Source organism: Mucilaginibacter sp., assembly GCF_039207105.1.
Classification (GTDB): domain Bacteria; phylum Bacteroidota; class Bacteroidia; order Sphingobacteriales; family Sphingobacteriaceae; genus Mucilaginibacter.
Genome location: NZ_JBCECK010000012.1, coordinates 17,668 through 40,049, shown reverse-complemented (window position 1 = coordinate 40,049; position 22,382 = coordinate 17,668). Strand labels below are relative to the sequence as shown.

The 22,382-nt window shown below is 42.5% G+C and carries 17 protein-coding genes; 8 read left to right on the top strand and 9 right to left on the bottom strand.

The window, feature by feature from the left end; genetic code table 11:
* Positions 1-12 precede the first annotated feature (12 nt).
* The 3 genes from AAGC65_RS04320 (at position 13) to AAGC65_RS04310 (ending at position 5,071) form a co-directional block, all read left to right on the top strand.
* Positions 13-1,551 (top strand): RagB/SusD family nutrient uptake outer membrane protein, encoded by a 1,539-nt coding sequence (locus AAGC65_RS04320; RefSeq protein ID WP_343111183.1) that lies wholly within the window; start codon positions 13-15, stop codon positions 1,549-1,551.
* A 61-nt stretch (positions 1,552-1,612) separates the two neighbouring features.
* Positions 1,613-2,662 carry a metallophosphoesterase gene (locus AAGC65_RS04315; protein WP_343111182.1) on the top strand — a complete coding sequence of 350 codons (1,050 nt, stop codon included), beginning with the start codon at positions 1,613-1,615 and terminating at the stop codon, positions 2,660-2,662.
* A 141-nt stretch (positions 2,663-2,803) separates the two neighbouring features.
* Complete coding sequence (locus AAGC65_RS04310) at positions 2,804-5,071, top strand: GH92 family glycosyl hydrolase (protein ID WP_343111181.1); 2,268 nt, start codon at positions 2,804-2,806, stop codon at positions 5,069-5,071.
* Positions 5,072-5,175: 104 nt separating this feature from the next.
* Here AAGC65_RS04310 and AAGC65_RS04305 read toward each other — a convergent pair whose 3' ends face one another.
* On the bottom strand, positions 5,176-5,475 hold the full coding sequence (locus tag AAGC65_RS04305; RefSeq protein ID WP_343111180.1) for a hypothetical protein: 300 nt from the start codon (positions 5,473-5,475) through the stop codon (positions 5,176-5,178).
* A gap of 283 nt (positions 5,476-5,758) precedes the next feature.
* Here AAGC65_RS04305 and AAGC65_RS04300 point away from each other — a divergent pair, with 283 nt between their 5' ends.
* Positions 5,759-7,777: a M13 family metallopeptidase gene (locus AAGC65_RS04300; RefSeq protein ID WP_343111179.1), complete on the top strand. Its 2,019-nt coding sequence runs from the start codon at positions 5,759-5,761 to the stop codon at positions 7,775-7,777.
* A 71-nt stretch (positions 7,778-7,848) separates the two neighbouring features.
* On the opposite strand, the gene AAGC65_RS04295 is transcribed toward AAGC65_RS04300, so the two are convergent.
* The 6 genes from AAGC65_RS04295 to AAGC65_RS04270 form a co-directional block, all read right to left on the bottom strand.
* Positions 7,849-8,823 (bottom strand): ROK family protein, encoded by a 975-nt coding sequence (locus AAGC65_RS04295; protein ID WP_343111178.1) that lies wholly within the window; start codon positions 8,821-8,823, stop codon positions 7,849-7,851.
* A 5-nt stretch (positions 8,824-8,828) separates the two neighbouring features.
* Complete coding sequence (locus AAGC65_RS04290) at positions 8,829-10,304, bottom strand: family 43 glycosylhydrolase (protein ID WP_343111177.1); 1,476 nt, start codon at positions 10,302-10,304, stop codon at positions 8,829-8,831.
* Positions 10,305-10,329: 25 nt separating this feature from the next.
* The gene (locus AAGC65_RS04285; protein WP_343111176.1) at positions 10,330-11,703 is read right to left on the bottom strand and encodes a sugar porter family MFS transporter; all 1,374 of its coding nucleotides are present in this window, start codon (positions 11,701-11,703) and stop codon (positions 10,330-10,332) included.
* A 19-nt stretch (positions 11,704-11,722) separates the two neighbouring features.
* A complete protein-coding gene (locus AAGC65_RS04280; RefSeq protein WP_343111175.1) occupies positions 11,723-13,438 on the bottom strand; it encodes a RagB/SusD family nutrient uptake outer membrane protein in 1,716 nt (571 codons plus the stop codon).
* Between the two features lie 22 nt (positions 13,439-13,460).
* Positions 13,461-16,538, bottom strand: a complete 3,078-nt coding sequence (locus AAGC65_RS04275; protein ID WP_343111174.1) for a TonB-dependent receptor — start codon at positions 16,536-16,538, stop codon at positions 13,461-13,463.
* Between the two features lie 180 nt (positions 16,539-16,718).
* On the bottom strand, positions 16,719-17,732 hold the full coding sequence (locus AAGC65_RS04270; RefSeq protein WP_343111173.1) for a substrate-binding domain-containing protein: 1,014 nt from the start codon (positions 17,730-17,732) through the stop codon (positions 16,719-16,721).
* 190 nt (positions 17,733-17,922) lie between these two features.
* Between AAGC65_RS04270 and AAGC65_RS04265 the strand changes: the two genes are divergently transcribed.
* The 3 genes from AAGC65_RS04265 (at position 17,923) to AAGC65_RS04255 (ending at position 20,296) form a co-directional block, all read left to right on the top strand.
* Complete coding sequence (locus tag AAGC65_RS04265; RefSeq protein ID WP_343111172.1) at positions 17,923-18,375, top strand: hypothetical protein; 453 nt, start codon at positions 17,923-17,925, stop codon at positions 18,373-18,375.
* Between the two features lie 15 nt (positions 18,376-18,390).
* Entirely contained in the window at positions 18,391-18,954 is a 564-nt protein-coding gene (locus tag AAGC65_RS04260) for an alpha/beta fold hydrolase (RefSeq protein ID WP_343111171.1), read from the top strand.
* A 115-nt stretch (positions 18,955-19,069) separates the two neighbouring features.
* A complete protein-coding gene (locus AAGC65_RS04255; protein WP_343111170.1) occupies positions 19,070-20,296 on the top strand; it encodes an MFS transporter in 1,227 nt (408 codons plus the stop codon).
* A 61-nt stretch (positions 20,297-20,357) separates the two neighbouring features.
* Here AAGC65_RS04255 and AAGC65_RS04250 read toward each other — a convergent pair whose 3' ends face one another.
* Positions 20,358-20,735 (bottom strand): hypothetical protein, encoded by a 378-nt coding sequence (locus AAGC65_RS04250; protein ID WP_343111169.1) that lies wholly within the window; start codon positions 20,733-20,735, stop codon positions 20,358-20,360.
* Between the two features lie 127 nt (positions 20,736-20,862).
* Here AAGC65_RS04250 and AAGC65_RS04245 point away from each other — a divergent pair, with 127 nt between their 5' ends.
* Positions 20,863-21,486 carry a sigma-70 family RNA polymerase sigma factor gene (locus AAGC65_RS04245; RefSeq protein WP_343111168.1) on the top strand — a complete coding sequence of 208 codons (624 nt, stop codon included), beginning with the start codon at positions 20,863-20,865 and terminating at the stop codon, positions 21,484-21,486.
* A 9-nt stretch (positions 21,487-21,495) separates the two neighbouring features.
* Here the strand turns inward: AAGC65_RS04245 and AAGC65_RS04240 are convergent, their stop codons facing one another.
* Positions 21,496-22,278, bottom strand: a complete 783-nt coding sequence (locus AAGC65_RS04240) for a rhamnogalacturonan acetylesterase (RefSeq protein ID WP_343111167.1) — start codon at positions 22,276-22,278, stop codon at positions 21,496-21,498.
* Positions 22,279-22,382: the final 104 nt, after the last annotated feature.

Genomic DNA, 22,382 nt, shown 5'->3' with positions numbered 1-22,382 from the left:
AAAAAGAGCATAATGAAAAAAATATATATTTTGATGGGGCTGGTATTATTGACAGCAGCCTCATGCAAAAAAAGCTTTATTGACTTAGCGCCCAAATCATCATACAGCGATCAAAACTATTACCAAACCGATGCCCAGTTTGGGCAGGCGGTTACGGCTGCTTATTCAGCTTTGCGCTATGTAGTTACAACGGACTACCTGTTTTCTGAAATGCGCTCAGATAACACCATATATCAATCATTTTTAAATAACAGGGGTACAGCATATACAGATCGCGAAAAGCTTTCTGATTTTATGGATGCCTCAACCGATAGCTATACAGCCGCCGAATGGCAAAAAACTTATCTGGTAATTTCACGTGCCAATATTGTGATCACAAGGCTGAAAACCGCATCTGGTATTCCCGATGCTTCGGTGAAAAGCTATGATGGGCAATGTAAATTTTTGCGTGCGCTGATGTATTTTAAACTGGTGCGGTTGTTTGGTGGTGTCCCCCTGTTTGTTAAAGAAGTGACCACGCCGGAGGATGCCTTTTTGCCACGCTCGTCTGTAAATGATGTATATAAACAGATCATTGCTGATGCTACAGATGCCATAAACGAACTGCCGGTGCCAACAAAGTTTCCGCAAACGGGTGTAGCTACCAAAGGTTCGGCTACCGTATTGCTGGCAGATGTTTACGTAACGTTAAAACGCTGGGCTGATGCTGAGACACAATTAAACACCTTAGCGGCTATGGGATACAGTTTAAATGCCAATTATGCCGATACCTTTTTACCTGCCAATAAAAACAGCAAAGAGTCGTTGTTCGAGGTGCAGTTTTTAGATGGAACAGCCACCGGCTCTACGCCAGATTCATTGTGTTTTCATTTCCTGCCGCGCAGTAAAAACACATCGTTAATTACTTCCCTGGCTATTGATAATACCACCACTGGTGGTTGGAATACCCCCACCCAGGATTTGATCAGTAGTTACGAAACCGGTGATAAGCGCCTTGATGCATCCATCGGTATTGCCGAAGGAGTATACGATGGCAGTAACTATTTTACTTATTCGGCTGCAAAAAGCGTGGTAAACTACAGCGGACCGCCAAGCGGCAAAACTGCTGTGCCCTATGTTAAAAAATATGAGCATACACCGGCTTACATATCAGGTTCTGCCGATGATTTCCCGATCTATCGTTACTCCGAGGCCCTGTTATTATTGGCCGAAGCTCAGAACGAGCAGGGCAAATCGCCATTGATCGCGTTAAATACTGTTCGTGCCCGTGCCGGTCTGCCTGCTGTAACCGGCGCCGACCAAACAACCTTGCGCAATTCTATTTTGCATGAGCGCCGCATTGAACTGGCTTTTGAAAACAAACGCTGGCATGATCTGGTGCGTACCGGCAATGCAATTACGGTAATGAATGCTTTTGGCGTTAAGCTGAAAACCCAGATCAGCTATATTTCACCAGATTCATACATCGTTACCAACGATAAATTGCTATACCCGCTACCCCAGGCCGAGGTAGGCCTGAACACAAAGCTTACACAAAACCCGGGTTATTAATTAAAACTTATTATCCCCCGTTGCCTTTCAAGCAACGGGGGATTTCATCTTAAAACATAAAATGGCAACATCACTTAAAAATATAGCATTAGCATCATTGGCTACAGGCATGCTTTCACTTGGTAACCAAACAGCGGCAAATGCTGCTACATGGATTGATACCGTTCTGAACGTGCCTGGCACTGCTGCCGTGGTTAAACCTGGCGATTTTAGCATCGCCGTATTACCAGATACCCAGTACTACCTGGCTCAGGCACAGCTTGGCGGTACCTTTGAAATGTTTAAAGCGCAGATTGAGTGGATACAAAAAAACCAGCAGAAAGAAAATATCGCTTACGTTGCCCACATGGGCGATATTACCGAACATGGCGATAATCCGGTAACAAACAGATCGGAATGGTATCTGGCCAAAACGGCATTGTATGGTTTAGAAAACCCGGTGAGTATTCCTTATGGACTAAGCGTAGGTAATCATGATCAGTTTCCGTCGCAATACCCGGTTAGCGGTACTACCAATGGGTATAATAAATATTTTGGCGTTCCGCACTTTGAAGGCAGGCCTTATTATGGTGGCCATTACGGCAATAATAATGACAGTCACTATGACTTGTTTACCGCCGGTGGCGCAGATTTTATCGTATTGTTTCTGGAGTTTGACTCGCATAATGAAGATCAGGCAAAATTATACGGTTGGGCAAACGATGTGCTTAAGAAAAATTCATCTCGCAAAGCTATTGTGGTGAGCCACTCAATTCTGTACTATGCTCCTGTAGCCGGGTCTCTTACCCCACAGGCACCATTCAACGCAGAAGGTAAGGCTATTTATGAGGCTTTAAAAGACAACCCGAATCTGTTTATGATGCTTTGCGGCCACGTTGGCGACAATGGAGAAGGATATCGTGCTGAAACCTACAATGGCCATACCATCAAAGCCTTTTTAAGCGATTATCAAAGCCGGCCAAATGGCGGCAACGGATTAATGCGCTTGTATAAATTCTCGGTAAAAAACAATGAGCTGTCTGTTCGCACATTCTCACCTTATGCCAAAGCAAACGAAACTGACGGCGATAGCCAGTTCACGGTGCCTTTGTTTGATAACCCGGTTAAGTAAACGACAGCGAAAATCATTTATACCTACCCTGTTGCTTATTCTCAAAATTGGATTTGATCATTTTTAATATTTTTTCAATTCGGTAATTTGTCTTCAAGATTCATTAAACCTTGCTAAATTTATCCTATAAATTAGCTACTCATGACCAAAGCCAAATCGTTATTAGCCCTTATAGGGTTTATAGGAATTTTTACAGCAACAGCAGCCGATGTACCCAAACTCCCAAAAGCTGCTGCCAAAGAGCCTGTGGATTACGTTAACCCTTATATCGGTAACATCAGCCATATGCTGGTACCTACCTATCCAACTACGCACTTACCCAACAGCATGATGCGTGTTTTCCCGGTACGTAACGATTACACCAGCAACCACCTGGGCGGCTTACCTTTAATAGTTACTCATCACCGTTCCAGGTCAACCTTTAATTTTTACCCTTACCAGGGCGATGAAAGCGGCATATCACCAAAATTAAATTTAAGCTACGATCAGGAAAAAGTCACCCCCTACCGTTATCAGGTATACCTTGACGAATTAAACATCGGTGTTGACTTTGCGCCTTCGCATCAGAGTGCTGTTTATCAAATATCATTTGATAAACAAGGTGCACCTTATCTTGTATTTAACTGCAGACGCGGCCAAATAAAAGCAAACGGCAAAGTAATCAGCGGTCATCAGGAGTTGGACAATAAAACAGCTGTTTATGTTTACGCGGTAACAGATGTAGCTCCGGTTAAAACAGGTGTGCCCGCAAGTGGCAAGGTAACATGGGACGCCGAGCCCGCGGCTTCTTTAGCGCTGCTGTATCCTGCCGGAACAAAAAAGATAGGCATCCGTTACGGTGTATCTTTCATCAGTGTAGACCAGGCGAAGAAAAACCTTGAGCGCGAAATTAAAGGTTATGATGTAAATGCCGTAGCCTTAAAAGGTCGTAATATTTGGAACGAGGCTCTGGGTAAAATAGCGGCATCAGGTGCCTCAGATAAAGAAACTACCGTTTTTTACACATCGCTGTACCGCACTTATGAACGGCCGGTATGCATCAGCGAAGATGGCCAGTATTTCAGCGCATCAGACGGAAAAGTGCATCAGGACGAAGGTCACCCATTTTTTACCGACGATTGGCTTTGGGATACCTACCGTGCAGCTCATCCTTTACGCATTTTAATCAATAAAGCTGCCGAAAATGATATTTTGCGTTCGTACATCCTGATGGCGCAACAAACCGGCGAAAACTGGATGCCCACCTTTCCTGGTATTGACGGCGACGATCGCGGTATGAATTGCAATCACGGCGTGGCTACCATTGCAGATGCCTGGAATAAAGGCCTGAGGGGATTTGATCTGGCAAAAGCTTACGAAGTTTGTAAGGGCGCCATTGAAGATAAATCGTTATTACCCTGGTCGCATGCGGTACCGGCAGGCGAGCTGGATGACTTTTATAAAAAGAATGGTTATTTCCCCGCTTTGAAACCCGGTGAAAAAGAAACTGTCGCAAACGTGAATAGCTGGGAAAAACGTCAGCCCATCGCAGTCACGCTCGGAACTTCTTTTGATGAATGGTGCCTTTCGCAAATAGCCCTCGGATTGGGAAATAAAAAAGACGCAGATCATTATCTCCGTGCTTCGTACAATTATCGCCATGTTTTTAACCCGAAAACAGGTTTCTTTCACCCGAAGGATAAAGACGGCAATTTCATTGAACCGCTGGATTACCGCACCTCAGGTGGCCCCGGAGCCCGCGAATATTATGATGAAAACAACGGCTACATTTACCGCTGGGATGTGCAGCACAATATAGGCGACCTGGTTTCTCTGGTGGGTGGTAACGAAAAGTTTGTTGACGCATTAGAAAATATGTTTAACGAACCCTATCCTATGTCGCGCTGGAGTTTCTACAATATTTTACCCGATCATACGGGTAACGTAGGAATGTTTTCTATGGCTAATGAGCCAAGCTTTCATATTCCGTATTTATACAATTACGCGGGAGCTCCCTGGCGTACTCAAAAACGCATTCGTTCATTACTGGATGAATGGTACCGGAATGACCTGATGGGCGTTCCAGGTGATGAGGATGGTGGTGGCATGACCGCTTTTGTGGTATTTAGCCAAATGGGCTTTTACCCGGTTACACCGGGATCTCCTACCTATAACATTGGCAGCCCTTGCTTTCCGTATGTAAAAATAAACTTAGGAAATGGCCATTTTTTTGAAATTAAGGCACAGAATGCCTCATTCAATAATAAGTACATACAATCGGCCAAATTAAATGGAAAGGTATGGGACAAGCCCTGGTTTAGCCATAGCGACATCGCCAATGGCGGTACGCTGGAATTGGTGATGGGGCCGGTTGCCAATAAAAACTGGGGAGCAAGCTCGCCGCCCCCATCCGCAGCACCAATGCCTTAAAATTACATTTTGGGAGTTTTATGCAGAATATCAATCCTGAGAATATTTGGTAACCTATAATTTAGGTTACCAAATATTCCTTAAAAATCTATATAGAGAGGTAGTTAGTTAATAATGATCAGGTCTCTGGCTATTGATCGAAGAAGTGTCCTTTTGATGATATTGAAGGCATTTCGTTTGGTTAAAGCATCATGATTTCTCAATAATTCCAGCTTGCCTATAGCAGCGCAGCAATCCTGTTTTGATTGCAGGTAAATTGAAGGCTTAGCCTTATATAATTTCGTAATAATATTATCGTATTGATGAGCGATATCGGCCAGCAGATCGCTGTTATGTTTCGAAAAGGTCGTAATACGCTTTAACTGAAGGCGAACCTGAGCTAACTCGTTTTCAAGTTTTTCCATAGGTTTGTTGGCGAATATTTCCTGAGATAGAAATATTATTTAATATGATAAATATAATAAGGCTTCTGTTATTATAGCAGGGCAGAAATTCTCGTTTTCGTATCATTTTGAATAACAACAACCCTAAAAACATATTAATTTCCGGTAATATTGATGAGTTAAAAAACTTTTTCAACACGGTATTTAGCCCGAATAAAACAATATGAAAGCATAAAAAATATCGGCTCGGTTGCTTTTTTTTCGGAGTATGAAAATTTAATATCTTTAACCAAATTTTCAACTTATGAAAAAGTCATTTTGCTTGTGTTTAACGGCAGTATTTTTAAGCGTATGGAACTATTCATATGCCCAAAAGACAAGTTTTGTTGATGTAGCCGGATTAAACCCGCAAATTAAACCAGGTGATAATTTCTTTCGCTTCGTTAATGCACGCTGGTATGATACTGTAAAAATCGCCGACGATCAATCAGGTGTGGGTTCTTATTCGTTCCTGAATATCCCGCAAAAAATACTGTTGCAAAATATCCTGGACAGTGTTTCAAAAACCAACAACCCGGCGGGAAGCATTGAGCAAAAAGTGGGCGACTTCTACGCGTCAGGTATGGATATGACAACGATCAACCATCGCGGATATCAGCCCATTAAATCAATACTCTCAGGTATTGATGCCATTAATGATGTACCATCATTACTCAAATTTGTGGCAAGGGAATTAAAATCAGGCAATCGCTCCATCATTAGCTTGGGCATTGCTCCCGACAATAAAAATAGCAGCATCAATATTGCGCATATTTACCAGGGAGGCATCGGTTTACCTGATAGAGATTATTATTTTAAAACCGATTCACCTACCCTGCACATTCAACAAGCTTATAAAGAATATATCAGAACTTTGTTTGAATTAACCGGGAATAGCCACGCCACTGCCATTAAGGACGCAGCTTTAGCTTTTGAAATCGAGAAGCAAATTGCCGCATCACATAAAACCAATATTGAACTAAGGGATGTTAATGCCAACTTCCATAAAATGGCTGTTGCCGCTATCAATAACTCACAACCTAATATAGGTTGGAGTACGTTGCTTGCAGACTTAGGTGCCGCAACCGATTCGATTGATGTGGCCCAACCTGCTTATTATGATAAGCTGAACACGATGCTAAAATCAGTTAGTATCAATGATTGGAAAGTATATTTAAAGGCAAGTATCCTCGAAAATTATGCTGAGATACTCAGTAAACCTTTTATTGACGCCTCATTTGAATTTAATAAAGTATTATCCGGGCAAGCCACTCAAAAATCCCGCAGGCAAATTATGACAGCAAATGTGGACAACTACCTGGGAATGGCTTTGGGGCAGTTGTATGTAAAAAGATATTTTAACGAGGATGCAAAAAAACGTGTGCTTGCATTAGTGAATAACCTCCAGAAGTCTTTCGAAAACAGGATCAATAATCTGGACTGGATGAGTGACAGTACTAAGCAGAAAGCAAAGGAAAAGCTATACACTATAACCAAAAAAATCGGTTATCCTGACAAGTGGCGGGATTACAATAACGTACAGATCAACAGAACGGAATACTTTGAAAATGTGCTTTCGCTAAATAAAAACGACTACCAATTTCAACTGGCAAAGCTGAACAAGCCGGTAGACAAAACTGAATGGTTCACGACGCCTGCTACCGTTACAGCGTATTATGATCCATCTAAAAACGAGATCGTTTTCCCCGCGGGTATTTTGCAGTTCCCCTATTTTGATTTTTCGGCTGACGATGCGATCAATTATGGAGGTATCGGTATGGTGATTGGCCATGAGATGACACATGCTTTTGATGATCAGGGTGCGCAGTTTGATAAGGATGGTAACGTTAAAAACTGGTGGACAAAGGAGGATTACCAAAAGTTCCGTGAGAAAACAAAGCAATTAGCTAACCTGTACTCCTCATTTACTGTTTTGGACACTGTTCATATTAAGGGAGCACTGACATTGGGCGAAAACACTGCCGATAATGGTGGCGTTGCCATCGCTTATGACGCATTTAAAATGACGCAGCTAGGAAAGGGTTCTGAAAAAATTGATGGATTTACACCAGACCAGCGTTTCTTTCTGTCAATAGCCAGAATATGGAGGGTAAAAACAAGAGACGCCTTCCTTCGTACTTATGTGAACACTAATCCGCATTCGCCGGCAATGTGGCGTGTAAATGGCCCATTAATGAATTTTGCTCCTTTTTATAAAGCTTTTAACGTGCAACCAGGCGATAAGAATTACAAACCCGATGATCAAAGGGTAAAAATTTGGTAACAAAAATTTTCAGCTATCCCCTGTGGCCGTTATGGCATTGGGATAGCTGAAAATTAAACTATGAAATACAACTACCCCTGTTGATCCGAACTCATTAATGCCAACGAAAGAGCCGCAATATCACCTATACTTTCACCCAAGCCCGCAGGTACAATACGGCACATATCAACTGATTCGGCATAAGCTTCTTGTTTAATAACCTCCATCATTACCGGTTCCAATAATTGGCGGGCACGTCCGTAAATACTACCCAGCACAATCATTTCGGGGTTTAAAACATCTATCAGCATGGCCAGTCCTTTGCCAAGATACTCAGCACACATCCTATACACTGCTATTGCCGTTTCATCGCCTTGCAATGCTGCTTCAGCTATGGTTTTCGCGGATATGTTTGGCAGGTCATCAATAGTTTTGCAAAAACTCACCGTTTCACCAACCTGTAGCTTTTCCCGGGCTTTTATCTGCCCTAACTGGGCAATACCGCCGCCACTGCAATAGCCTTCAAATGAGCCCGCTTTGCCAAAACCAACAGGCCCCATGTTTGACAGGCGAATATGACCAACCTCGCCAGCCAGATCTGACGGCCCCGAGTAAAGCTTGCCATTAAGTATAAGACCAGCCCCCATCCCGGTACCAAAGGTTAAAAATATCAGGTTATCAATCCCTTTACCTGCTCCATATTTCCATTCGGCAACGGCACAGGCATTAGCATCATTCTGCAGCAGGGTTTTAATTTTAAAACGTTCCTCGGCCATTTGCACTATGGGAATTTTATCCCAGCCAATCAAATTCGGCGGGGATAAAATAAGTCCTTTTTTACTGCTCAACGGCCCACCACAACTGATGCCTATGCCTTTTAATTCGCCGGTTGATAAATGATGCTCCAACAATAAGTTTTCTGCCGTTGCAAATAACAGTTCGATCATTTCATAAACCGGCTTATCAGTCGCGACAACACGTTTATCCACAATCACAATTTTATCATCAGCAACCTTACCTATTATCACCGCGCATTTGGTGCCGCCAATATCAAATCCTAATAACATATATTTTAATCTTCTTTAAGGGGACTAACCGTGATTGACTTAAAATTCACCTGACCATGCTTGGCATAAAACCAAACAAAACTTCCGTTTTGTTCATAGGTGCGGTTAACAATGGTACGCCGATGATCTACATCCACATCAATAATTCCATCTTTGATCACAATATCAACCTTAATAGGTTTATTCAAGCCGTCTACACCCTCGATGGTAGTGTTTCCAAGTTTTACTGTTTTATTGGCAGCCGAGAAATTAAGCCTGTAACCGCCTTCGGCCCTGGCGCCCGACTTCAAGTAAAGGCCAAATTCTTCATTTAACCCTATAGGTTCAATTTCAAGGGTAATACGGCAATTTGCCGGTACATCCTCCACATGTGCTGAGCCTACACCTCCCGGCGAATTGATGCTGATGCTGTGGTTGTCAGGTGATGTTGATTGCAGATCGTTAACAATTTTAATGTTCTGAGCTCCGCTTGTCTCCGGTATCATTTCTTCCGGAAATCTGGTTGTCAGCGTACCATCAGGTTCCTGGCCTACCTCCCTGAATAAGGAGTTACCTCCAAATATCTCTCCGTTATGGTCTTTGCTTTCAAACCTATTGGGAACCCAGGCAGCAGCTATACGCCTTCCGTTCTTAAATTCAGCGGTTTTAACCACGTTAGACCAATCCTCATTCAAAGCCTGGTAACGCGGAGCTTCCCAGGGGCCATAAGGTTTACGTGACTTTACGTAAGAAGTATTGCTGTTATCACTGTAAACCAGGTAATACCAACCCTTCCAGAAAAAGTAATCAGGACATTCCGGTGTAGATGGCTGGCCTGTTAGTATCGGTTCGTGAACGGTCCAGGTTTTCAAGTCTTTGGATGACAAGTGAACCAATGCGCCGCCGTTATTTTTCATCACCGGGTTTTCCTGCCAGCTGGATACGAATAAATGAAATTCACCTGTTTTTTCATCCACAAAAACTTTCGGGTCTCTGAAATCGCGCTTGCTGTAGCCTGGTGCCGATGTATAAAAAGGATTAGGCTTCTGTTTTTCAAAATTAACTCCATCCTTGCTTATCGCATAGCTTAATTGCTCATTAACCTTTCCATCATTAAGCAAACGGGTTGCATAAAAAGCATAATATTTACCTTTATAAAACACCACAGAGCCTGTACAGATTGATTTTTCCCAGGGCTCATCAATCTTGAGCACCAGCGGAAATTGCTGCCAGGTTTTCAGATCGCTTGATTTGCTGAGCGCCCATTGGTGCCCGCCTAAACCATTTAAGCTTTTATGATGAGCCGAGTCAAGCAGCCAGTAATAATAGTATACCCCATCTTTTGAAAAAGGGATACAATCGCCAACAAAGAGATTGCCTTTGGGCTTAAAGTACTGTATGCTTTTGGTTGATTGTACAGTAGGATCATATTTAACCCCCAATTGCGCCTGCGCGTACCACGCCATGAAGGCAAATGCACAGGTAAATAATATTTTTTTCATTTGATATCGTTTATAAATAAGCAGATCAGATTTCTTTGGGACTATCCCCGTTACGCCAATGACTTTCAATAGCCTCCAGCGATTTTCCTTTGGTTTCGGGTATATAATAATATCCCCAAACCGCGCCAATAACACAAATTATAGCATAGCTCCAGAAGGTATAATCGATGCCAAGCGTATTAACCAGTTTTAAAAAAGTGAATGCGATAACCGCGTTAAAGCCCCAGTGAGCCAATGAGCCTATACTCATGCCCACGCCACGTACGCTAAGCGGAAACACTTCAGAAATAAGCAGCCAGCCCAACGGAGCCAGACTAATAGCTATAAAAATAATATAACACACAATGCTCAGCACCGCGAATACAGGCAAACTTGAGCCCAAGGCCTCTTTGAAATGGAAACAGGCGCCAAGTAATGCAAGCGATGGTATCATACCGAAAATACCTATAAAATACAGTTTACGCCGACCCACTTTATCCAGCATAAATACCGAAAATAAACAAGCCAGCACATTTACACCGCCAATGATAATAGCCGGAATGATGCTTGCCGTATTACTCACTATACCAGCTATTTTGAAGATGATAGGCGAATAATAAATGATGGTATTTACCCCGGAAAATTGCTGAAAAAAGAAAATACCTACCGTAATGATGAGTGGAGCCCTCAGCCACGGTTTCAATATTTCGCCAGCTGATACTTTAGTTTTGGACGATAAGGTGATCTCGTCTTCCAGCTCGGCAATGGTTTTATCAACCAGGTCGGCATCCTCCAGTTTTAGCAATATTTTCTTTCCCTCTTCCCACCTGTTTTTGCTCATGAGCCAACGCGGTGTTTCGGGTAAAAAGAACATTCCAAAAAGCAGAATAGCCGCCGGTACAAAACCCACCAGGAACATCCAGCGCCAGCTTTCATTATCATTGTCATTTGATAACCAGTAATCGGTAACATATGATAGCAGGATACCCAGCGTAATCATCAACTGATTGAGTGTAACCAATGCCCCCCTTACCCGAGCCGGTGATATTTCGGAAATATACATAGGTACCACATAGGAAGTAATACCGATAGCAAAACCTATGATGATACGCATCATAATGAGCACGGTAACGCTGGGCGCGTAAGCGCAACCCAAGGCACCTACAGTAAAGATTATCGCGTTAACTATGATCATCTTTTTCCTGCCAATAACGTCAGACAACTTACCGCTGGTTACAGCACCTGCTACCGCGCCAATGAGCACCGTAGTAGTGATCCATTCAATACTGGCATCACTAAGCTGCCAGTATTGTTTCAGAAAAGGTAATGCGCCCGAAATAACTCCGGTATCAAAACCGAATAACAAACCTCCGGTTGCTGCAATAACCGCGATAAGAAGGACATTGGATTTTAATTTCATATTGAGTTTAGTGTTTGGTTTAGAATCCCGGATTTTGCTTATATAATCCCTTGCTATAATTGATCTGGTTAAGCGGGATAGGTAAATACTCATCGCGCCCTTTCGTAAATTTAGCAGTTTTAAGATAAGTACGCTTGGTTGATTCGGAAGCAAAATAAGTATTCAGGTAAGTATCTGCAATTCCCCACCTTACCAGGTCAAAAAAGCGATTACCTTCCATAGCAAACTCCAGCCTGCGTTCACGGCGCATAGCCTGGCGTGCAAAATCCTGCGTCCAAACACAATTCACACCGGGCTGATAGGTCCCTACTTTGTAATTGGATATGAATGATCCGTCGGCCTGTTTCAAGCGTGCCGTACTGTTGCCCGCCCTTTGCCTAACCATGTTTATTAATGGCAGGGCCTCCAATGGCCGGTTTAACTCAATCAATGCTTCAGCTTTCCACAGTAATACATCGGCAAACCTGATCAGTTCCCAGTTTTTAGAACTCGACATAAATGGTGGTATCTTCTGGAAGGATGGATCATTTGCAGCAGCATCATCCTTCATACTGGTGAAAAAGCCATAAATAGCAGATGCGCGTGCCCAGGATGTTTGATAAACAAATGTAGGCACGTATTTAAACGGATGGCCCGGAATGCCCACGGTATGATCAAGCCTTGGGTCAAACGTCTGACTTAAAAAGTCGCTGACTTTAGTTGCATCCACATCATTGTACCCGGTAAACATAGGCAGGCCGTTTGCATCTGTTTTAAAGTTATTTACCAGATCCTGACTTGGGATATGCTGCCAGCAGCAACCGTATTCAGGATTCATCGGATAGGTTAAGGAATGTCCCATATCTATACGACCAAACTGGGTACCATCATTTTTTGAATACTGAATGGCAAAAACCGATTCCGGGCCGTTTTCTGTCGCTGCCAGAAAGTTATCACCAAAATCGCCAGCCAGCGCATAACCGCTATAGTTGATCACACTATCGCACAGGGATACCACCTGGTTAAGCTTAGCCTGATCAATACCGGTAACATTATGATTATCATCCTGGGTATAGGCCTGATAAAGCAACGTTTTGGCCAAATAAGCCAATGCGGTATACTTATTAGGCCTTCCTTTATCTGATTGAGTTGCCGGTAAATTATTGGCAGCAAATCTGAAATCTTCAGTTATTTTAGCCCAAAGCTGATCGCTGGTGAGTTCCACATTAGATTTTTTGATATAATCTGTGGTGGGTACGTTCTCATCAATATAGGGTATGCGGTTCCACAAAATTTTACCCATGAAATAATAGTTGGCCCTTAAAAAACGCATTTCGCCCTGTCTTGATGTTTTGAGTGGATAATCTGCCGGACTAATGGTATTAACCCGCAACAACGCGTTGTTCACACGGGCAATGCCATTATAAATTTGCGCCCACATCTGGTCGGTTAAGCTGTTGGTATTTTGGTTGGTTACAAAAGTTTCATAATCATTCCATTCGCTGTTATCGCCCACACCATCGCCGCCTTTATAGGCATCGCCGCTCCGCATGCTGCCCCAGGGCCATAAGCTGTTGGAGGTATGCAGATTTTCGTTACCGAGCGACGAGTATGCCGCAGTTACCATTTTATCCACGTTAACAGGTGTATTGAGTTGATCGCTTGCCAACACCCCCTGTGGCTGCTCATTAAGATTCTTTTTACAGGAAACAAGCGTTCCCAGTAAACAAGCAATGTATAATAAATATTTTTTCATTTCCTTAAGTTTTGAGGTTCTACTAAAATGACAGGTCTAAACCGATGGTTGTAATAGCCGGAATTGGGTAAGCACCACCGGGATTTTCAGGATCTGTCGCGGTATATGATTTACTTTTTACCGTAAACAGGTTATTGGCCTGTATAAAAACCCTTGCGCGCTGAACTTTAATACTGCTTAGCGCATTCCGTAGGTTATACCCGATCTGGATGTTGCGCAGCTTTAAATATGATCCGTTCTCCAGATAATAGGTAGATGTCCTGTTCTCATTATTCCTGTCAACCAGCGTAAGTGCCGGAATATTCGACGATGTATTGGTTGGCGACCATGCATTCAGCGTACGAGTACCCCAGTTTGTTCCCGGCCAGATGGACGAGAAATCCGTATAGGTTTTATAGGTGTTATATACCTGTATGCCGTGCACCCCCTGGAAGAAAAGCGACATGTCAAAATCTTTGTATGACAGGTTAAAGTTTAAACCATAAGTAAAGTCCGGATTACCGTTCGAGATATAGGTCCGGTCATTATCATCAATCTTATTATCGCCGTTAAGATCTTTATACTTGATACGGCCTAATCCTTTACCCGGCTGCGCAGGTGAATTATCAACCTGCTGCTGGCTGGTGAACAAACCATCGGCAACGTAACCAAAAATTGAATTGATAGAATGCCCTACAATGGTTTGAGTGCTTCCGTTACCGGGATAGGCAGTCAATACCTCTGATGGCAAAAAGGTAACCTTGTTACGGAAAGTGGCGATGTTAGCGCTTACCGAAAAGTTAAGGTCTTTACTGATCTGCCCTTCATAGTTTAACAGGGCCTCAAAACCTTTATTCTGCATACTGGCGCCATTAAAAGTTCGGGTGCCACCTTCACCAATTACAGCAAGGTAGCCGGGGGTAATCAATATGTTAGATGTTTTCTTAACAAAATAATCAACCGAACCGGTTATCTTTTGATCAAATAATCCAAAGTCGATACCGAAGTTTGATTCTTTGGTTCCCTCCCATTTTAACGAATTATTGCCTTCCTGTATCTTAACAAAACCTGATGGCAATGTGCCTGTCCCGGCTCCTGTTATATCATAGGCTGTTCCCCGGTCGGCGGTAAATGTAGGGTCGGTACCGTAAATGGCAGAATACAGCGAATAAGTGGCATAGTTACCTGCGGTTTGATTACCTGTTTCGCCATAACCATAACGCAGTTTCAGGTCAGATATAAAGTTGAGTTTTTTGATGAACGACTCCTCGCTTAAACGCCAGCCTAATGATGCCGACGGGAAGGTTCCATACCGGTTATCCTGCCCAAAGCGGGATGAGCCGTCCCTCCTGACGGTTATCGATGCGATATATTTATTATCATACGTGTAATTGGCCTTTCCGAAATAAGAAAGCAGTGAATATGCGCCGCCATTACCGCCATTCAGAATATTGGTTGATCCGGCATCGAGGTAAGCGTAGTTAATATCCTCTACAGCATAGCCTTGCCTGCTACCAAAAAAGTTCTGGTTCATGTAATGGATAGACTCCTGCCCGGCCAGGAAATTAAACTTGCTTTTTTTGAGATCAAGATCATAGGTCAACTGGTTTTGCCAGATAAGGTTACCATCAAAGTTCTGCGAGTTAGCAGTAAGGTTTGAGGGATCAACCAAAAATCCGGAAACATATGATTTTCTTAAGGTTCTTTCATACAAACCGTCATAATCAACCCCAAAGGTTGTTTTAAAATGTAAGCCTTGTATAATGGCAAGATCGGCATAAGCGTTTCCGGTTATTCTCCCGAAATAACTTTGATTCTGTTTATTATCCTGGATCAGGCGTACCGGGTTTTGCCTGTCGGTCATGCCCGCTGCCGGGCCACCCCATCCCCCGGTAACCGTATATACCGGCACAATGGGATTTTGAACAAGGGCACCAAACAAAACGCCGTTAACATCAATCAACCTGTCATTTATAAAACTGGTATTTAAGTTTTCACCAACCTTTAAACGGCCATTAAAAAAACTGTAATCTGAATTTAGCCTAAGCGTAACCTTTTTAGTATGGGTTTCTTTAACAATGCCCTTGTTATCATAATAGCTTACCGAAAAAAAGCTGTTGTTTTTTTCGCCGCCGTTGCTAAAGGCCACATTATAATTCTGCAATAACGAGGTTTGGCCAATTTCATCAAACCAATTGGTATTGGCAGGTTTCATAGTTTTAGCACCATCAATAAACTCAGGTAATATCACCTGGTTTAAAACAGGGTTGGCAAAATCCTTATTCCAGTCGAACTGATAGATCTGGTTGTTGTTTGGATCAGTTTCATCATTAACCGAAGCTTTAAAGTAGGCTTCACCATGCTGCTGGGTATTCAGCATGGATAATTTTGAATTGTAGTATTGTAATGAGGTTGAGGCGTTAACATCAATACGGTTGATGCCTTTTTTCCCTTTTTTGGTGGTAACAATAATTACCCCGTTTGCTGCCCGTGATCCGTAAATGGTAGCCGATGACGCATCCTTTAACACCTGCATAGATTCAATATCGGCCTGATTGATCTCCTCGAGCCCGCGGGTTGTTGGTACACCATCTATTACATAAAGCGGATCATTATTGTTCAACGTGCCTATCCCCCGTATACGAACGGTGGCACCACCTTCCGGCGATCCATTAGTGGTAATGAACACACCGGGAATCCTTCCCTGCAAGGCTTTTGTAGCGTTTCCTTGCGGAATATCCTTAATATCGGTCATCTTTACTACAGATACCGCGCCGGTAAGGTCGGCTTTCTTCTGGCTTTGGTACCCGGTAACTACTACTTCGTTCAAGTTTCCTGATAAATATTCCATTACAATAACAACCGGGTTCTGCACATCTTTTACTACATAAGTATAAGGTTGCATACCTACGTATGAAAAAGTTATCTGGGAGTTTAAAGCCGCGTTTACACTGAATTTCCCATTAACATCAGTAATAACCGTAGCCTGACCCGCTTTTACGGTAACGCCTACCAGTGGCTTACCCAGGTCCTTGTCAGTAACCGTTCCGATTACTGTTTTCTGCTGGGCATATAAGCCGGTACAGAAAAAAAACAACATGATTGTTAAAATTTGCTTCATAAAAAATAGGTTTAAATATTGGGTTCATAATTTGTTCTTGGTGGTGTATAACTAAGGTGGGCGCCACTTTAATCGATTAAAGTAATATTTCAATTTCTTGCTCATCGGTTTACCGTTAGTTAATGGCTATAAATCATTTAATTTGCATGCCTTAATCGATTAAGGCAGATGATAAAAAAATTATTCCCTGCAGGATTTTCCTGCTATAAAATCGGTTCGAAAATATAATTGTTTGTGTGTGTTCTCTTTATTGATCAGGTCAACCAGGATATCCACCGCAGCCTCTCCCATTTTTTCAAGCGGTTGCCGTGAATGACTTATCGGACAATAAAACAGATCAAAGGCATCCGCTTCATCAAAACTCATGACCGATATATCCTTTGGGATACGTATACCATAATCATTAAACTGTTTGAGGCCCGCTATGGATAGCCGATCTGTAGCAAACAATACGGCATCGCTGGGGTTTCCCCTTTCCAACAGCTGCCTGGTGGCTAACTCCATATCTTCTTTGATGTGTTGCGGGCGCAGGTGCCTCATCCATTCCGGGTTCGTTTCCAGGTGATGGTCTTTTAAAGCGTCTCTATATCCCCGGTCGCGTTCAAGCAAATGGAAAAGAGAGGTTTCAAGATTGATAAAGCTGATTTTTTTGTGTCCGGTTTTAACCAGGTATGACACAGCATCATAGGTTGCCTGATAATTATCCAGCGCAACATAGTTGGTATCAATATTAGGGAAATAACGGTCGACCAATACAAATGGAGTACCTGATTGCTGTAAAAGCACAATTTGTTCTTCAGAATCCTCGCTCGGAACTAAGATCAAACCATCTACCTGCCTGTTGACCAATACATTAGTAAGCTGGCTGAATTTTTGGGCATCCTCGTCGCTGCTGCCGTAAATAACCGTGAAATTCCGGCGTTTAGCCTCGGCTTCTATGGCGCGTGTTATACCGGTACTGAAGCGGTAATTGATATCGGCAACTACCAGGCCAATGGTGTGGGTTTTTTGGGTGCGCAGACTTTTAGCCACCTGATTGGGCTGATAATTTAATTCGATAGCAGCCAGTCTTATTTTTTCCGCATTCTCCTTACTTACTTGCTTTTCTTCTGCCTGTCCGTTCAATACGTACGACACCAACGCAGTTGATACACCTACGTGCTGAGCGATATCCTTGAGGAGCACTTTTTTCACGGAAATAAAGGTATTATAATTTGGTTAAATTGGAATTGTAATTCAAATGTAATACTTTAAACGATTAAAGCAAATACATTCAATTATTTTTTTTAAGAGATCAGTACCAAACACCCTCCTTATTTGTCGCTTTAACACCCCTTCTTTCTTATTCGTATTCTGGATATTTGATTGACCAATAAAATATATTATGAAAAACTCAGCAGAAAATCAGAATGATCTGATCACAATAACCGATAGTAAAAAGATTCTGGATGTGAAGCAATCCATACTCAACGGATCTACATTTGAGCAGATGATGATGAATCAGGCCAAGTTTAACGATGTCAGCATCACTGGTCTCCGCATTACAAATGCAAATATGAGCGACTTGGAAATTGACGGCGCACAGCTTGGCGGGGCTCATATCCATAATATTGGCATGCCTCCTGCAGGCCATCCTGCTCATGATCCCGCTGCTAAGCAGCGCCCGTTGAAATTTGAAAACTGCGACCTTCAGGGCAGCAAGATCATGGATTGTGACCTGCGCGGTTTACAAATTGACGATTGCAATATCAGCGGGATGACTATAAACGGTATCCTTATAGAAGACGCATTGAAGTTTTACGAACAACACAATCAAAAATCCGGCGGCAACCGCTAATTAAAATAACAGCCTATGAAAACCACGATATTTTTTGCGCACAGTGCAGGAGCTCAACATGCGAAAGGAATGGGTAGTTTTGACCTGGTTGAGCATCTGCGCAATACACTGGGAACCAATTATGAGATAACTTTCCCGATTGTCAGCGAACCGGAACGTCCCGCCTATCGTCATTGGAGGGATATGCTTGACCGGGAGTTGAGTAATCTCCCGGATCCTGTTATCCTGGTAGGCCATTCTTTGGGCGCGTCAGTCCTACTGAAATATCTGTCTGAAACACAGACAAACCTGCAGATCAGAGGAATGTTCCTGGTAGCTGCTCCGCAATGGAACAAAGACGGCTGGAATTCTTCCGAGTGGGCTGTTCAAAAGGACTTCGATACTCATCTGCCCCCCATACCTGCATGTTACTTCTATCATTGTCTAAATGATCCTATCGTACCTTTTAACCATTTAGCCTTTTACCGCAGGTTATTTAAAACAGCAATTTTCAGGGAGCTATCTTGTCAGGATCATGCTTTTTCTAACGGATTGAAAGAATTGATAACAGACATTCGGAACATAGTTGATGATCAATAAACCCTTTCTGCATAATCTTAAAATTAGCTTTCTTCTATAAATTGACCTTTTACAATAGGTCATTATTACTTCCAGCAAACAATCCTCATTTTAGCTATCGTTAATTTTGCGGCAAATGCTTACAACAACCGCAACAACAACATCTGAGCTCAAAAACAAATCTGTTTCTACCATATTAGCGTTTGCTTTACTTCCGCTTTCGGGTTTCGCTACAGACATCTATATTCCTTCATTACCTAACATGGGGGCTGATATGCACATCAGCAGCATACAGGTTCAATTAACCCTTACATTGTTCCTGATAAGCTATGGTATGGCGCAACTGTTTCTGGGTAGTATCCTTGACTCATACGGTCGGTACAAGTTTAGCCTGGGCGCTTTAGTGGTATTTATTTTGGCCAGTTTAGTTATTGCCACCACACGTAATATTTATATCATTTATGCTATGCGTATTGTTCACGGCATTGCTGTAGCTATTATTGTGATAGCCAAAAGAGCTTATTTTGTAGACGTGTATGAGGGCGAGCGCTTAAAGCATTACCTCAGTATGTTTACCATTATTTGGTCGGCAGGGCCAATAGTGGCGCCCTTTTTAGGCGGCTATTTTCAAACCACATTTGGGTGGCAGTCAAATTTTTATTTTTTGGCAGCGCTGGCGGCTGTTATAGCCGTGCTGGAAGTTATTTATAGCGGCGAAACCATCCGTCACCGTACTGAATTACATTTGGGGAAAATAATCGGTTTGTACACCGAAATGATTAAAACAACCACTTTTAGCCTGGGCATCCTGATGCTCAGTTTTGCCTATTCAATGGTGATCATGTATAACATGACAGGGCCCTTTATTATTGAGCATCATTTTCATTTCACACCTGTGGTTGCTGGCTATTGTTCGCTCATTTTAGGGCTGGCCTGGATGGTTGGCGGCTTTATAGGTAAAGCATTGATCAGCCGGCCGTTTTTTGGTAAGCTATTCGTTAATGCCTTGTTACAGCTGCTGGTTGTAATACTCATGATTGTTACCGTAAACTTTGTAAGCAATATTTATGTGATGGTACTGTTTGCCTTTATGATACACGTAGCTGCCGGGTTTACTTATAACAATTATTTCAGCTATTGCTTAGCCCGGTTCCCTAAAAACGCGGCCATGTCTGGCGGACTTACCGGTGGCATGGTATATATGATCCTCTCGCTGCTTACTTATGTTGTAGTTGCCGTTATTCCGGCTAAGGATGAACATAATTTGAGCTATAGTTATCTGGTGTTCATATTGTTTTCAGTTGCTGTGATGCTGATATTATCCAAATTAAATAAAAACCGCGCAACAGACATTAATGATTAATTGATCAATAAAAAGAGATCTCAAACCCGCGTCTAAGGCACTCAGACACGGGTTTGTTTTTTTATGCAATTCGCGCCTCTGCTACAGAAAGCCTGGCAAGTACATAAGCTCCGATAGCCATTACGATATCGCGCACGGCAACATCTAAATAACTACCTCCTGATATCAGCGTCAGCGCTATTAATAATAACCAGGCACTTACTATCCATGCACCTATCTGGGGTTTAGCAAGCACCAAAATACCTGCTATAATTTCTATTACACCCACTATCATCATAAAAGTATGTTCGCCAAAAGGCATCATACCTTTCATCCAGGGAGCAAGATACTGCCCCCAATTGGTAAGTATATTTGTGAACTTATCTGCCCCGGCTACTATGGGCACTAAACCGTAAGTAAACTTTAATAAAGTTTGCAATTGTTTAATTGTCGTATTCATGATCTTATTTATCTGGTATCTGATAGTTAGAGAAGGCTGCGCAAAAAAGGGTTACAAAATATATTTTTCACCATTTTGTAACCCTTTTTGCTCCGGTTACTCTACCAATTAAAAGCGATATTTATACATGGATCAGTTAAGCGACGAAGCTATTATAAACCGGGTATTGCAAGGGGAAACCGATTTGTACGAAAACCTGATGCGCAAGTACAACGAACGCCTTTATCGCATAAGCTTGTCAATAGTTCAAAACGATAAAGAAGCCGAGGATGTAATGCAGATAGCCTATATTAATGCCTACCGGCAGTTGGGCAGTTTCAGGCACCAGTGTAGTTTTGGCACCTGGCTTACCCGTATACTGATCAACGAAAGCTTATTACATAAAAAAAGAGGCCAAAGAACCGAACAGTTGCATATGGAAACACCTTTTACCGAAGAACATCATGAAACGCCTTTAAGCGGGCTGATCAATAAAGAATTAAAGCTTGTGCTGGAAAAAGCAGTGGCTGCCCTACCTGAAAAATACAGGATAGTATTTGTGATGCGCGAGGTACAGGGAATGAGTACCAACGAAACTATGGAAGCGCTGGATCTTACCGAGTCAAACATAAAGGTGAGGCTTAACAGGGCTAAGGAAATGCTGCGTACCGATCTACAGCGATTATGGAACCCAAGGGAACTATATGAATTTAACCTGGTACGGTGCGATGTTATTGTGAATAATGTAATGATGGTGATTAACGCGAGCTGAATATTTTAATTATTTAACCTGCGGATTTACAACCGGCTTGTTTTGCCCTTTAACTATTCTGTCGGCAAGATCAAGATGTAGCGCTTTAATACCGTTTAGCACAATTTCGGCCATTTTGCGTGCGCCTAACTCATTAAAATGCGTATCATCAGCTTTTCCATCCGGGTAATTTGGATGCTCGCCCGGGATTAAATAATTAAACAGGTATTTAGAATTATCAGGCCCGAGCTTTTGTAGCAGATCCTGGCTTTCCTTATCCAGATCAATCAATGGCACATGTTGCTCCCGGGCTACCTTCCGTACCAATTCTGAGTATACATCATGCGTACCTACTATATGGTCGCCCTCAAACTTGCGCCGCGCTACCGGAGTAATAAGTATCGGGTTAGCGCCTTTGGTTTTTATTTCGTTAGTAAAGCGGTTTAAATTTTCTGCGAATTGCTCCTCGGTAGTGTGATTTCTTTTGGTAGGCACCTCATCGTTATGACCAAACTGGATCAATACATAATCTCCACTTTTTATATTATTAGCTATATAAGCCCATGAGCCGTCAGCTATAAAGCTTTTAGTGCTCTGGCCGTTTTTGGCAACATTTTTCACCGTCACTGTGGTATCAAAAAAAGCGCTGAACGGCATACCCCAACCAGTTTCCGGATAGGTATTTATCGCTTTATTAGCCATAGTTGAATCACCGGCCAGATAAACCGTAATGTGCACTGGCGCTAACAGGAATGATATCAGACCTAAGGCGCATAAACAGATGGCCAAAAATGCAGGGTATTTGAATTTCATTATTCTCATAAATGCTGTTATATATCTGGTTTTACTGCAATAATATCCGCCTAATTTAGCGATCTGCTTTCTCACTTGCAGCTATTTTATTCTGTAAGATAATA